This is a genomic window from Ligilactobacillus sp. 110_WCHN (assembly GCF_030518115.1).
GTDB classification, from domain to species: Bacteria; Bacillota; Bacilli; order Lactobacillales; family Lactobacillaceae; genus Ligilactobacillus; species Ligilactobacillus aviarius_C.
On record NZ_JAULLI010000006.1, the window covers coordinates 16297 to 28943 of the forward strand.

Below are 12647 nucleotides of genomic sequence, written 5' to 3' on the forward strand. Positions count from 1 at the left end.
TATGTTAGTACCAAAACGTGTAAAGCACCGTCGTGAATTCCGTGGTCACATGCGTGGCGAAGCTAAGGGTGGCAAGACAGTTACATTTGGTGAATTTGGTTTACAAGCAACTGAATCACACTGGATCACAAACCGTCAAATCGAAGCTGCTCGTATTGCGATGACTCGTTATATGAAGCGTGGCGGAAAAGTTTGGATTAAGATTTTCCCTCACAAATCATATACTGCTAAAGCTATTGGTGTTCGTATGGGTTCTGGGAAAGGTACACCAGAAGGCTGGGTAGCTCCAGTAAAGCGCGGCAAGGTTATGTTTGAAATTGCCGGCGTTCCTGAAGAAGTTGCTCGTGAAGCTTTCCGTTTAGCTTCCCACAAGCTCCCAGTGAAGACTAAGTTTGTAAAACGTGAGGAAGTAGGTGGCGAATCAAATGAAGGCTAAAGAAATTAATGAATTAACCACTGCTGAAATGCTTGAAAAAGAAAAGCAATATAAAGAAGAATTATTTAACTTACGCTTCCAATTAGCTACCGGTCAATTGGAAAACACTGCTCGGTTAAAAGCAGTTCGTAAGAACATTGCACGTATTAAAACTGCATTACGTCAAGCAGAATTAAACAAATAAGAATACGAAAAGGAGGCTAATTTCGCATGAGTGAAACTCGTAATCACCGTAAAGTTTATCAAGGACGCGTTGTCTCAGATAAAATGGATAAAACAATCACGGTTGCTGTTGAAACTTATGTTAACCACAAGGTTTACGGTAAGCGTGTTAAATACACAAAGAAATTCAAAGCTCACGACGAAAACAACGAAGCAAAAGTTGGCGATATCGTAAAGATTATGGAAACACGTCCATTGTCAGCTACAAAACGTTTCCGTTTATTAGAAATTGTTGAAAAAGCAGTTATTCTTTAATGAATAACCCAAAGAACTAATTCGTATTCTACTAATTATCTAATAGCGAAAGGAGGACACTTACTGTGATCCAACAAGAAAGTCGTTTAAAAGTCGCTGATAACTCAGGAGCACGTGAACTCTTAGTAATCAAGATCTTAGGTGGTTCTCGTGTTAAGACTGCTAACATCGGTGACATCATTGTTGCTACTGTTAAACAAGCAACACCAGGTGGCGTTGTCAAAAAAGGCGATGTTGTAAAAGCTGTTGTTGTTCGTACAAAGTCTGGCGTACACCGTGCTGATGGCTCATACATCAAATTTGATGAAAATGCTGCAGTAATCATTAGTGATGATAAGTCACCTAAAGGTACACGTATTTTCGGACCAATCGCCCGTGAATTACGTGATGGAAACTTCATGAAGATCGTTTCCTTAGCACCTGAAGTATTATAATGAACCATTAGTTGATAAGGAGGTGCACAAGCAATATGTTCATCAAAAAGAATGATAAAGTTAAAGTAATCGCCGGTAAAGATAAAGGCAAAGAAGGTACAGTTGAAAAAGTATTTCCTTCAAAAGAACGTGTAATCGTTAAAGGCGTAAACATCGTTAAGAAGCACCAAAAACCAACTAACGCAAATCCAAATGGTGGAATTGTTGAAGTTGAAGCACCGATTCATGTTTCTAACGTTATGCTTATCGATCCTTCAAACAATGAACCAACACGGGTTGGCTTCAAGATTGAAGATGGCAAGAAAGTACGTGTTTCTAAAAAAACAGGTAAAACATTGTAATAAAGGAAGGAGGATACTTTCTTCATGGAAAATCGCTTAAAAGAAAAGTATGATAAAGAAATCGTTCCATCAATGATGGAAAAATTCAATTATACATCAGTAATGCAAACACCAAAGATTGATAAAATCGTTATCAACATGGGTGTTGGTGATGCTGTAAGTAACGCTAAAAACTTAGACGAAGCAGTTGAAGAATTAACTTTGATTGCTGGTCAAAAACCAGTTATCACACGTGCTAAGAAATCAATCGCTGGTTTCCGTTTACGTGAAGGTAACGCAATTGGTTGCAAAGTTACATTACGTGGTCAACGGATGTACGAATTCTTAGACAAGTTGATCTCAGTTTCATTACCACGTGTTCGTGACTTCCATGGAATCAGCAAACGTGCATTTGATGGTCGTGGGAACTACACACTTGGAATCAAGGAACAATTGATCTTCCCAGAAATTGACTTCGATAACGTTAACAAGGTTCGTGGAATGGACATTGTAATCGTAACAACTGCTAACACAGACGAAGAATCAAAAGAATTATTAACTCAATTAGGAATGCCATTCGCTAAGTAGTAAGGGGGTTTCACATTGGCTAAAAAGTCACAAATTGTAAAGAATAAACGTGCTGCTAAGTTCTCAACACAAGAATATACTCGTTGCGAACGTTGTGGTCGTCCACATTCTGTATATCGTAAATTTAAGTTATGTCGTATCTGCCTTCGTGAACTTGCTCATAAGGGTCAAATCCCTGGCATGAAAAAGGCTAGCTGGTAATCCATAATAAAGTAAGTAAGGAGGCAAAATAATATGGCAATGACTGATCCAATTGCAGACTTCTTAACACGCATTCGCAATGCTAACATGGCAAAGCACGAATCATTAGAAGTACCTGCATCAAAAATTAAGCGGAGTATTGCTGAAATTCTTAAGAACGAAGGTTTCATTCGCGATTATGAATTTATCGAAGATAACAAACAAGGCATTATCCGTGTATTCTTGAAATATGGTAAAAATGGTGAACGCGTAATCTCAGGGATTCGTCGGATCTCAAAACCTGGTTTACGTTCATACGTTAAAGCTGATGCTGTGCCAAAGGTTCTTAACGGCTTAGGAATCGCTATTTTGTCAACATCTGAAGGTGTTATGACAGATAAAGATGCCCGTGCTAAGAAAATCGGTGGCGAAGTAATCGCTTATATCTGGTAATATTTTAAAGAGTAAGGAGGTGTCTGGCTCGTGAGTCGTATTGGATATAAAGTTGTTGAATTACCTGCAGGCGTTGAAGTAAAACAAGACGGTAACATGGTTACTGTTAAGGGCCCAAAGGGTGAATTAACACGTGAATTTTCTGATAAAATTTCAATGAAGATCGAAGGAACAACTGTTTCTTTTGACCGTTCATCAGATGATAACAAGACAAAAGCACTTCACGGAACAACACGTGCAAACTTCAATAACATGGTTGTTGGGGTTACAGAAGGCTTCAAGAAGGAACTTGAACTTCGTGGGGTTGGTTACCGTGCACAAATGAAGGGTAACACACTTGTATTAAGTGTTGGTTACTCACACCCTGTTGAATTTGAACAAACAGATGATGTTAAGTTTGAAACTCCTTCAGCAACATCAATTGTTGTTTCAGGAATCAACAAGGAAGTTGTTGGTGACATGGCTGCACGGATCCGTGCTGTCCGTGCTCCAGAACCTTACAAAGGTAAAGGTATTCGTTACGTTGACGAATATGTACGCCGTAAGGAAGGTAAGACTGGTAAATAATGCAGCATAGGCTGTTAAATAAAATTAAGAGGTGAAAATCGTGATTTCTAAACCAGATAAAAACAAAACACGCCAAAGACGTCATATGCGTGTTCGCAATAAAATCTCTGGTACTGCTGAGTGCCCACGCTTAAATGTTTATCGTTCAAACAAAAACATCTACGCTCAAGTAATTGATGACGTAGCGGGTGTGACGCTAGTTAGTGCCTCTACATTAGACAGCGAAGTAAGTGGCAACACAAAGACTGAACAAGCCGCTTCAGTTGGTGAAGTCGTTGCTAAACGTGCTGTAGAAAAAGGTATCAAAGAAGTTGTATTTGACCGTGGTGGATACCTCTACCATGGACGTGTTGAAGCTTTAGCAGAAGCTGCTCGCGAAAATGGCTTAGACTTTTAATAGAAGGAGGAAATAACGTTTATGGCTTTTATTGATCCAGCTCAATTAGATTTAGAAGATCGTGTCGTTGCTATTAACCGGATTACTAAAGTTGTAAAAGGTGGACGTCGTTTACGTTTCGCTGCTTTAGTAATCGTTGGCGATCACAATGGTCATGTAGGTTTTGGAACTGGTAAGGCTCAAGAAGTCCCAGAAGCAATCCGCAAGGCTGTTGACGCTGCTCGTAAGAACTTAATCGAAGTTCCTGTTGTTGGAACAACTATTCCTCATGAAGTTCTCGGTCAATACAGCGGTAGCCGCATTATGTTGAAGCCAGCTGAAGCTGGTTCTGGGGTTGCTGCAGGTGGTGCGGTTCGTGCCGTTATGGAACTTGCAGGTATTGATGATATTACAAGTAAGTCATTAGGTTCTAACACACCAATCAACGTTGTTCGTGCAGCAATGGATGGTTTATCACAATTGAAGAGTGCTGAACAAGTTGCTTCATTACGTGGAGTTTCAGTTCAACACTTAGCAGAATAAGGAGGACTTAGATTATGGCTCAATTGAAAGTTACTTTAGTTCGTTCAGTCATTGGACGTCCTCAAAAACAACGTGAAATCGTTAAAGGCTTAGGCCTTGGTCGTATTCATAGTTCTGTTATTGTTCCTGATAATGTTGCAATGCGGGGAGCAATTCGGAAAATCAATCATTTAGTGGACGTTGAATTGGCTAAATAGTCAATATTTAGTTAGAGGGAGGTGCCGAACCTAATGAAGTTAAATGAATTAAAACCAGCAGAAGGTTCACGTCAAGTAAGAAATCGGGTTGGCCGTGGAACTTCTTCAGGTAACGGAAAGACTGCAGGTCGTGGTCAAAAAGGTCAAAAAGCACGTGGTAAAGTTCGTTTAGGATTTGAAGGTGGCCAAATGCCATTATTCCGGCGGATGCCAAAACGTGGTTTTAAAAACATCAACCGCGTTGAATATGCAGTTGTAAACATTGAAAAATTAAACAAATTTGAAGACGGTACAGAAGTTACACCAACATTGTTGGTTGAATCAGGTATCGTTAAGAACGAAAAAGATGGTATCAAGATCTTAGGCAATGGTGAATTAAAGAAGAAGTTAACTGTTAAGGCTAACAAGTTCTCAGCATCAGCTAAGAGTGCCATCGAAGCAGCAGGCGGTCAAGCCGAGGTGATGTAATAGATGCTTAAGACAATGAAGAACGCCCTTGCTGATAAAGAAATTCGAAAGAAAATCTTATTCACGTTGGGTGTCTTGATTGTATTTCGCTTAGGCACATACATTACTGTCCCTGGGATCAACGCAAAAGCATTAGCGAGTGTTGCATCTTCAGGGTTAATTAGTATGTTAAATACTTTCAGTGGTGGCGGTCTGACCAACTATTCAATTTTAGCGATGGGGGTTTCACCATACATTACCGCCCAAATTGTTGTTCAACTTTTGCAAATGGATATTGTTCCGAAATTTGTAGAGTGGAGTAAGCAAGGTGAAGTTGGACGGCGTAAATTGAATCAGGTTACCCGTTATTTAACAATTGTGCTTGCGTTTGTACAATCAATCGGGATTACAGCTGGTTTCAACGCTTTGAGTAGTCTTCACTTAGTTCAAAACCCAAGTATTCAAACTTACGTATGTATTGGTGTGATTTTAACAGCTGGTACAATGTTTGCTACTTGGTTAGGTGATATGATTACTGATCGGGGAATCGGCAATGGGATTTCAATCATTATTATGGCCGGAATCCTTGCGCGGGTCCCAGTTGGAATCAAGCAAATTTATCAAGAAGAGTTTGCTCATGTAAGTAAATCGCAACTCTGGCATTCAGTATTGTATTGTGTCGTTCTTTTGTTAGTTATCCTTGTGATCGTGACATTTGTTACATATGTTCAACAAGCTAACTACAAGATTCCGATTCAATATACAAGACGGGTTGCAGGTTCTTCAGAAAACTCATACTTACCATTAAAAGTTAACGTTGCTGGAGTTATTCCTGTTATCTTTGCCAGTTCATTTATTGCAACGATTCAAACGATCTTGATGGCCTTCACAAGAACTCATTCAGGTGATGGATGGTATCAAACATTGTCGAATATTTTCAATATGCAGACAGTGCCAGGAATGATTTTGTACACAGTCTTAATTATTCTGTTTACATTCTTCTATGCTTTCGTTCAAGTTAACCCTGAAAAGTTATCAGAAAACTTGCAAAAGCAAGGAAGTTACATTCCATCTGTATGGCCCGGAAAAGAAACTGAAAAGTATGTATCTCGTTTATTGATGAGATTAAGTACTGTTGGTTCACTTTTCTTAGGATTCGTTTCATTGATTCCTTTAGTCGCATCAAGCGTTTGGGGATTGAATGAATCAATCGGTTTAGGTGGTACTAGTTTGCTGATTGTTGTAGGGGTAACCCTTGAAACAATGCGGCAAATTGAAGGTATGATGATGAAACGCGAATATGTTGGATTTATTCGTGAGTAGTTAAGTTATTATTCGTGAGTAGTTAAGTTAGTTATTAAAAGGACTCGTAAGAAATTACGGGTTCTTTTTGTTTTTGATAAACTTTTATCTTTAAAAAAATTGGGTTATAATACGTTAGTGAATTTATTTAAAGGAGAAATTTAAATGGCATTGAATTTAATGTTAATGGGTCTTCCTGGCGCAGGAAAGGGTACTCAAGCAGAAAAAATTATTGATGAATATCACATTCCACACATTTCAACGGGTGATATTTTCCGGGCTGCAATGCAAAACGGAACTGAAATGGGCCTTGAAGCTAAGAAATACATCGATAAGGGTGAATTGGTTCCAGATGAAGTTACAAATGGAATCGTCAAGGATCGTTTAAGTGAAGACGATGTGAATGATGGTTACATGTTAGACGGTTTCCCACGGAACATGGCTCAGGCAGAAGCATTAGACAAGTTTGGCGCTGAATTAGGCAAACCACTTAACTGCGTAATCAACATCAAAGTTGATCCAGATTCATTAATGGAACGGTTAACAGCCCGTTACATTTGCAAGAACTGCGGTGCAACTTATAACAAATTATTTAACCCAACGAAGGTTGAAGGCACTTGTGATCGTTGCGGCGGCCACGAATTCTTTCAACGGGACGATGATAAGCCAGAAACCGTTAAGAACCGGTTAGACGTTAACATCAAGATGAACACTCCATTGTTAGATTTCTACCGTGAAAAGGGAATTTTACATGAAGTAAATGGAAACCAAGCAATTGATGATGTGTTCGCTGACATCAAGAAAGTTTTAGACTCAATTAAATAATCGCGAGAAAACCTGGATTATAAGCCATAACGTATTGCATTTTAGATTTGCGTGTGGTATCATAATTCAGGTTTATCTTTTCAATAGGTCTAGTTTGCCGCAAAAGCTACTGGATCAGCGAAAATAACTGTTTTCGTTTAAAGTTTTCAAACCATATTAAGGAGGTACTTTTGCGTGGCGAAAGATGATGTGATTGAAATTGAAGGTACGATCAAAGAAACGTTGCCAAATGCGATGTTCAAAGTTGAACTCGAAAATGGACACGAAATTTTAGCTCACGTTTCCGGTAAGATTCGGATGCATTATATTCGTATTTTACCTGGGGATCGGGTTACCGTTGAAATGTCCCCTTACGATTTGACTAAGGGTCGCATTACCTATCGCTTTAAATAGATTGTACTTCAGTAATTTATAGGAGGTATGATTCATGAAAGTAAGACCATCAGTTAAACCAATGTGCGAACACTGCAAAGTTATCAAACGTAAAGGTCGCGTTATGGTTATTTGCAGCAATCCAAAGCACAAACAACGTCAAGGTTAATTTTTAAGGAGGTGTAATTGTAATGGCTCGTATTGCAGGTATCGATTTACCACGTGACAAGCGTATCGTAATCGGATTAACTTACATTTATGGAATCGGTAATACAACAGCAAAGAAGATTCTTGCTGCTGCTGGTGTTTCAGAAGACGTTCGTGTACGTGACTTAACTCCTGACCAAGAAGATAAGATCCGTGCCGAAGTTGATAACTACAAGGTTGAAGGTGACCTTCGCCGTGAAGTATCAATGAACATTAAGCGTCTTTCAGAAATCGGCTCTTACCGTGGCATGCGTCACCGTCGCCACTTGCCTGTTCGTGGTCAAAACACCAAGAACAACGCGCGGACACGCAAAGGCCCAGCAATTTCAATTGCAGGGAAAAAGAAATAATAATTAGAAGGAGGGAAAACGTTCATGGCTGTTAAGAAATCACGTAAGCGTCGTGTAAAGAAGAATATTGAAACGGGTGTTGCTCACATTCACTCAACATTCAACAATACACTTGTTATGATTACTGATGTTCACGGAAATGCCGTTGCATGGTCATCAGCAGGTGCATTAGGTTTCAAAGGCTCACGGAAGTCAACCCCATTTGCTGCTCAAATGGCTTCAGAAGCTGCAGCTAAGGGTGCAATGGATCACGGAATGAAGACTGTTGAAGTTTCAGTTAAGGGTCCTGGTTCAGGTCGTGAAGCAGCAATTCGTGCTCTTCAAACAACTGGTTTGGAAGTTACATCAATTAAGGATGTTACACCAGTTCCTCATAACGGATGCCGTCCTCCAAAACGTCGTCGTGTTTAATGTGGATTCGTATTCATTTTGAGGGTAACTTCATTTTGTTTTTGCCAGATTACACGTTACGTTTTGAAAGGGGTAGACAAATAGCATGATCGAATTCGAAAAACCAAAGATTCACACAATTGAAGAAAACAATGACTACGGTAAATTTGTTGTCGAACCGTTGGAACGTGGTTATGGTACTACGTTAGGAAATTCTTTACGGAGAATTTTACTTTCATCATTACCAGGTGCAGCGATTACTGATGTTCAAATTGATGGTGTTTTGCATGAATTTTCAACTGTTGAAGGTGTCATGGAAGACGTTACAACCATTATCTTGAACTTAAAGAAGGTTGCTTTAAAGATGGACACTGAAGAACCTCAAATTCTCGAGATTGATGTTACAGGTGCCAAAGAAGTTAAAGCAGGCGATATTCACTGCGGTGCTGATGTTGAAGTTTTGAATCCAGAATTGTACATTTGTACAGTTGCTGAAGGAGCTTCATTCCATGTTCGAATGACTGCTAATAAAGGTCGTGGATATGTTTCTGCTACAGAAAACAAAGCTAAAGCAGATGATATGCCGATTGGTGTTTTAGCAATCGACTCAATTTATACCCCAATTGAACGTGTAAACTACCAAGTAGAAAAGACACGTGTTGGTCAAAAAAATGATTATGATAAATTGACATTGGATGTTTGGACAAACGGTTCAATTACTCCAAGTGAGGCAATCAGTTTATCAGCTAAGATTTTAACAGAGCATTTGTCAATCTTCGTTAACTTGACTGATGAAGCAAAGAATGCTGAAGTCATGGTTGAAAAGGAAGAAACCCATAAAGAAAAGATGCTCGAAATGACAATTGAAGACTTAGACTTATCAGTTCGTTCATACAACTGCTTGAAGCGTGCTGGAATCAATACGGTTCAAGAATTAACTGACAAGACTGAAGCTGACATGATGAAGGTTCGGAATTTGGGCCGGAAGTCACTTGAAGAAGTTAAGTCAAAACTTGCTGATTTAGGTCTTTCATTACGTCATGATGACTAATTAGAATTAAAGGAGGGAAACTATTCATGGCTTACCGGAAATTAGGTCGTACAAGCGGACACCGTAAATCAATGTTACGGAACTTAACAACAGATGTAATCGTTAACGGCAAGATCGTTACAACTGAACAACGTGCTAAAGAAGTTCGTCGTCAAGTTGAAAAGATGATCACTTTAGGTAAAAAAGGTGATTTGACATCACGCCGCCGTGCAGCAGCTTACTTAATGGATGTTGTTGCAGACGTTAAGGAAGATGGCGATGACATCGTTGTTCAAACAGCTTTACAAAAGTTGTTTGATGAAGTCGCTCCACGGTTCAAGGATCGGAATGGTGGTTACACACGAATCATCAAGATGCAAGAACGCCGTGGCGATGCTGCTAAGATGGCAGTTCTTGAATTAGTAGACTAATTTAATTGCTAATACTAAAATAAATTATATTTTGTGTCACTTTTATAACGACAACGGGCGTTACGATGGTGGGAAACCTAGTCTAGTCCTAAGTAGTACGGTTGTACGAAAATCGTTATAAAAAGTGATTTTTTTGTTAGATATTGTTTTCAAATGATTGTGAATTAGAAGGATTGGATGAATGTCCAATCCTTTTTTGCTTTTCATGATATAATACAGGTAATTATTTTCGGAGGACAATGGGAAATGCCGTTAATTCAAATTCAAGATCTAACATATGAATATGATGACTTCAAACTCGGACCGCTGAACCTTGAGCTTGATAAAGACCAATGGATCTCAATTGTTGGACGGAATGGAAGCGGGAAAAGTACGCTTGCACGGTTGATTGACGGGTTGATTGAAGCTCAATCAGGAACAATTACCGTTAATGGACTTGAGGTTAATGAACAGAATGTATGGCAAATTCGCTCTCAAATCGGTGTTGTTTTTCAAAATCCCGATAATCAATTTGTGGGCGCAAACGTGGAAGATGATGTGGCTTTCGGTTTAGAAAACCGTCAAATCAGCCATGAAGAAATGGTCAAACGGGTCAACGAATCCCTTGAAGCGGTTGGAATGGCAGAGTTTGCGAAGCATGAGCCTTCCAAACTTTCAGGCGGGCAAAAGCAACGGGTCGCAATTGCCGGAATTTTAGCAATTCGTCCGCAAATCATCATTTTAGATGAGGCCACCAGTATGCTTGATCCTGAAGGACGACGAGATTTGATTCAATTGATTCGGCATCTTAAAGATCGATTCCATTTTACGGTCATTGCGATTACGCATGATATTGATGAGACGGTTTTCTCCGATCAGGTCATTGTTCTTGACCAAGGTAAAATTCGGATGCAAGGGTGCCCAGTTGAAGTTTACCATAATCGTGACCAGTTAATAGATTTAGGATTGGATTTACCGTTTGTTGAAAAGTTGAAGCTTAAACTTCAGGAAAATGGATTAGCCGGATTAACAGATGATGAAACATTAGACGAAAAAGAAATGGTAGCAAAATTATGGCAATTGAATTCAAACATGTAAGTTATACTTATCAGGCAGGAACGCCATTTGAACAGCAGGCCCTTGATGATATTTCAGTTAAGATCAAAGATGGAAGTTTTACGGCCCTGGTTGGCCATACTGGAAGCGGGAAATCAACGTTTATTCAGCATTTAAACGGCCTGCTTAAACCAACGGCAGGCGAGATTCATATTAATGGTCAATTGATCACGCCGCAAACGAAAAATAAAGAACTTGATGATTTACGTCACCAGGTCGGGATTCTTTTTCAATTTTCTGAAAACCAGCTATTTGAAGAAACGGTTTTGAAAGACATTGCGTTTGCCCCGAAAAATTTTGGAAAAAGTGAATCCGAAGCTGAAGATCTTGCACGGGCAAAAGCAAAACTGGTTGGAATTGACGATCAGTTGCTTGAACGTTCACCATTTGAACTTTCGGGCGGGCAGATGCGCCGGGTTGCCCTTGCCGGAATTTTAGCAATGGAGCCGCAAATTTTAGTACTAGATGAACCGTTGATTGGGTTAGATCCGGTTGGAAAACGGGAAACAATGCGGATTTTTAAACAATTGCATGAAGATGAGCAAATGACGATTCTCATTGTAACCCATAATATGGATGACGTTGCCGATTACGCTGATCAGGTAATTGCCCTTGAACGGGGGAAGTTGATCGCTGCTCAAAGCAAACAAGAATTTTTCAGTGATCCGCAATGGCTTTATCAGCATCACCTTGGATTGCCCCGAGCAGCCGAATTTGCAGCGCAGTTAATGCAAAAAGGGATGCAGTGGGATGGCTTGCCATTAAATGTTGATGAATTGGCACGCCAATTGGTAACAAAGTTGAAGTAATGTGATCAGGTAGGAGCGAAAGATGAGTAATATTATTCTCGGAAGGTATATTGACGGTGGTTCGATAATTCACCGGATGGATTCACGGGCAAAATTAATTCTCAGTTTATACTTTATTGTGATCGTTTTTCTATGCAATAACTGGCAAACATACGCTTTATTGGGAATTTTTACCCTTGCTTGCGTGTTGCTTTCCAAAATCAAAATGAGTTTTTTTATTAAAGGTGTCCGGCCATTGATCGGCTTAATTTTGATCACGGTTTTGTTGCAGCTTTTCTTCACAAGCGGAGGAACCGTTTATTGGCAATGGGGACCATTCAAGCTGACGAGTTTTGGAATTATTAATTCAATTTATATTTTTTGCCGAATCGTTTTGATCGTGTTGATGTCAACGTTACTAACGGTTACGACGACTCCGTTGGAAATTGCTGATGGCCTTGAATCCTTGATGGCACCGTTACGGAAAATCAAAGTGCCGGTCGATGAAATTGCCTTGATGATTTCAATTGCATTAAGGTTTGTTCCGACCTTAATGGATGAAATGCAAAAGATTATCAATGCTCAACGTGCGCGGGGAGTCAATTTTGGTGAAGGAAACTTATTTAAGCAGGCCAAAATGCTGATTCCGATTTTAATTCCGTTATTTGTCAATTCAATCAAACGCGCTGAAGATTTGGCAGTGGCAATGGAAGCCCGCGGTTATCAAGGCGGGCCGAACCGAACGAAGTACCGGCAACAGCATTGGCATTTGGTTGATACGGTCGGAATCGTTGTGTTTTTAGCGTTAACCGGCGGACTAATGTTACTGAGAGGTTAAG

At 39.7% G+C, this 12647-nt stretch carries 24 protein-coding genes; all 24 read left to right on the forward strand.

Translation table 11 applies throughout. From position 1 onward, the window contains the following. Nucleotide 1 precedes the first annotated feature (1 nt). The gene (gene rplP, locus Q3C15_RS03240) at nucleotides 2–436 is read left to right on the forward strand and encodes a 50S ribosomal protein L16 (protein ID WP_057826635.1); all 435 of its coding nucleotides are present in this window, start codon (nucleotides 2–4) and stop codon (nucleotides 434–436) included. Next, nucleotides 426–620, forward strand: a complete 195-nt coding sequence (gene rpmC / locus Q3C15_RS03245; protein WP_057826636.1) for a 50S ribosomal protein L29 — start codon at nucleotides 426–428, stop codon at nucleotides 618–620. Before rplP ends, rpmC begins: the two co-directional genes overlap by 11 nt. Before the next feature lie 26 nt (nucleotides 621–646). Next, on the forward strand, nucleotides 647–913 hold the full coding sequence (gene rpsQ / locus Q3C15_RS03250) for a 30S ribosomal protein S17 (RefSeq protein WP_057826637.1): 267 nt from the start codon (nucleotides 647–649) through the stop codon (nucleotides 911–913). Nucleotides 914–978: 65 nt separating this feature from the next. Further along, nucleotides 979–1347 carry a 50S ribosomal protein L14 gene (gene rplN / locus Q3C15_RS03255; RefSeq protein ID WP_057826638.1) on the forward strand — a complete coding sequence of 123 codons (369 nt, stop codon included), beginning with the start codon at nucleotides 979–981 and terminating at the stop codon, nucleotides 1345–1347. A gap of 35 nt (nucleotides 1348–1382) precedes the next feature. Next, nucleotides 1383–1688, forward strand: a complete 306-nt coding sequence (rplX, locus tag Q3C15_RS03260; RefSeq protein ID WP_057826639.1) for a 50S ribosomal protein L24 — start codon at nucleotides 1383–1385, stop codon at nucleotides 1686–1688. 24 nt (nucleotides 1689–1712) lie between these two features. After that, nucleotides 1713–2255, forward strand: coding sequence for a 50S ribosomal protein L5 (gene rplE / locus Q3C15_RS03265; RefSeq protein WP_204779353.1), 543 nt, complete (start codon nucleotides 1713–1715; stop codon nucleotides 2253–2255). Nucleotides 2256–2270: 15 nt separating this feature from the next. Beyond that, nucleotides 2271–2456, forward strand: a complete 186-nt coding sequence (locus tag Q3C15_RS03270; RefSeq protein WP_302704056.1) for a type Z 30S ribosomal protein S14 — start codon at nucleotides 2271–2273, stop codon at nucleotides 2454–2456. A gap of 33 nt (nucleotides 2457–2489) precedes the next feature. Then, nucleotides 2490–2888, forward strand: coding sequence for a 30S ribosomal protein S8 (gene rpsH / locus Q3C15_RS03275; RefSeq protein ID WP_057826641.1), 399 nt, complete (start codon nucleotides 2490–2492; stop codon nucleotides 2886–2888). Between the two features lie 30 nt (nucleotides 2889–2918). Then, a complete protein-coding gene (rplF, locus tag Q3C15_RS03280; protein ID WP_302704057.1) occupies nucleotides 2919–3455 on the forward strand; it encodes a 50S ribosomal protein L6 in 537 nt (178 codons plus the stop codon). Between the two features lie 31 nt (nucleotides 3456–3486). Then, a complete protein-coding gene (gene rplR / locus Q3C15_RS03285; RefSeq protein ID WP_057826643.1) occupies nucleotides 3487–3852 on the forward strand; it encodes a 50S ribosomal protein L18 in 366 nt (121 codons plus the stop codon). A gap of 21 nt (nucleotides 3853–3873) precedes the next feature. After that, a complete protein-coding gene (gene rpsE, locus Q3C15_RS03290) occupies nucleotides 3874–4374 on the forward strand; it encodes a 30S ribosomal protein S5 (RefSeq protein WP_057826644.1) in 501 nt (166 codons plus the stop codon). A gap of 14 nt (nucleotides 4375–4388) precedes the next feature. Continuing rightward, nucleotides 4389–4571: a 50S ribosomal protein L30 gene (gene rpmD / locus Q3C15_RS03295; protein ID WP_302704059.1), complete on the forward strand. Its 183-nt coding sequence runs from the start codon at nucleotides 4389–4391 to the stop codon at nucleotides 4569–4571. Between the two features lie 33 nt (nucleotides 4572–4604). Continuing rightward, nucleotides 4605–5039, forward strand: a complete 435-nt coding sequence (gene rplO, locus Q3C15_RS03300) for a 50S ribosomal protein L15 (protein WP_064208341.1) — start codon at nucleotides 4605–4607, stop codon at nucleotides 5037–5039. Between the two features lie 3 nt (nucleotides 5040–5042). Continuing rightward, nucleotides 5043–6341 carry a preprotein translocase subunit SecY gene (gene secY, locus Q3C15_RS03305; protein ID WP_302704060.1) on the forward strand — a complete coding sequence of 433 codons (1299 nt, stop codon included), beginning with the start codon at nucleotides 5043–5045 and terminating at the stop codon, nucleotides 6339–6341. Nucleotides 6342–6485: 144 nt separating this feature from the next. Then, nucleotides 6486–7145, forward strand: coding sequence for an adenylate kinase (locus Q3C15_RS03310; RefSeq protein ID WP_057826648.1), 660 nt, complete (start codon nucleotides 6486–6488; stop codon nucleotides 7143–7145). Nucleotides 7146–7319: 174 nt separating this feature from the next. Next, on the forward strand, nucleotides 7320–7538 hold the full coding sequence (infA, locus tag Q3C15_RS03315) for a translation initiation factor IF-1 (protein WP_003692975.1): 219 nt from the start codon (nucleotides 7320–7322) through the stop codon (nucleotides 7536–7538). A 34-nt stretch (nucleotides 7539–7572) separates the two neighbouring features. Next, nucleotides 7573–7686, forward strand: a complete 114-nt coding sequence (rpmJ, locus tag Q3C15_RS03320) for a 50S ribosomal protein L36 (RefSeq protein ID WP_003689393.1) — start codon at nucleotides 7573–7575, stop codon at nucleotides 7684–7686. A 22-nt stretch (nucleotides 7687–7708) separates the two neighbouring features. Beyond that, nucleotides 7709–8074, forward strand: coding sequence for a 30S ribosomal protein S13 (rpsM, locus tag Q3C15_RS03325; protein ID WP_057826649.1), 366 nt, complete (start codon nucleotides 7709–7711; stop codon nucleotides 8072–8074). Nucleotides 8075–8098: 24 nt separating this feature from the next. Next, nucleotides 8099–8485 (forward strand): 30S ribosomal protein S11, encoded by a 387-nt coding sequence (rpsK, locus tag Q3C15_RS03330; protein ID WP_057826650.1) that lies wholly within the window; start codon nucleotides 8099–8101, stop codon nucleotides 8483–8485. An 85-nt stretch (nucleotides 8486–8570) separates the two neighbouring features. Further along, on the forward strand, nucleotides 8571–9515 hold the full coding sequence (locus tag Q3C15_RS03335; protein WP_057826651.1) for a DNA-directed RNA polymerase subunit alpha: 945 nt from the start codon (nucleotides 8571–8573) through the stop codon (nucleotides 9513–9515). Nucleotides 9516–9541: 26 nt separating this feature from the next. Further along, the gene (rplQ, locus tag Q3C15_RS03340; protein ID WP_057826652.1) at nucleotides 9542–9925 is read left to right on the forward strand and encodes a 50S ribosomal protein L17; all 384 of its coding nucleotides are present in this window, start codon (nucleotides 9542–9544) and stop codon (nucleotides 9923–9925) included. 246 nt (nucleotides 9926–10171) lie between these two features. Then, a complete protein-coding gene (locus Q3C15_RS03345; protein ID WP_204779349.1) occupies nucleotides 10172–11002 on the forward strand; it encodes an energy-coupling factor transporter ATPase in 831 nt (276 codons plus the stop codon). Next, on the forward strand, nucleotides 10978–11829 hold the full coding sequence (locus Q3C15_RS03350; protein ID WP_302704094.1) for an energy-coupling factor transporter ATPase: 852 nt from the start codon (nucleotides 10978–10980) through the stop codon (nucleotides 11827–11829). Before Q3C15_RS03345 ends, Q3C15_RS03350 begins: the two co-directional genes overlap by 25 nt. 22 nt (nucleotides 11830–11851) lie before the next feature. Further along, the gene (locus tag Q3C15_RS03355; RefSeq protein ID WP_302704096.1) at nucleotides 11852–12646 is read left to right on the forward strand and encodes an energy-coupling factor transporter transmembrane protein EcfT; all 795 of its coding nucleotides are present in this window, start codon (nucleotides 11852–11854) and stop codon (nucleotides 12644–12646) included. Nucleotide 12647 lies beyond the last annotated feature (1 nt).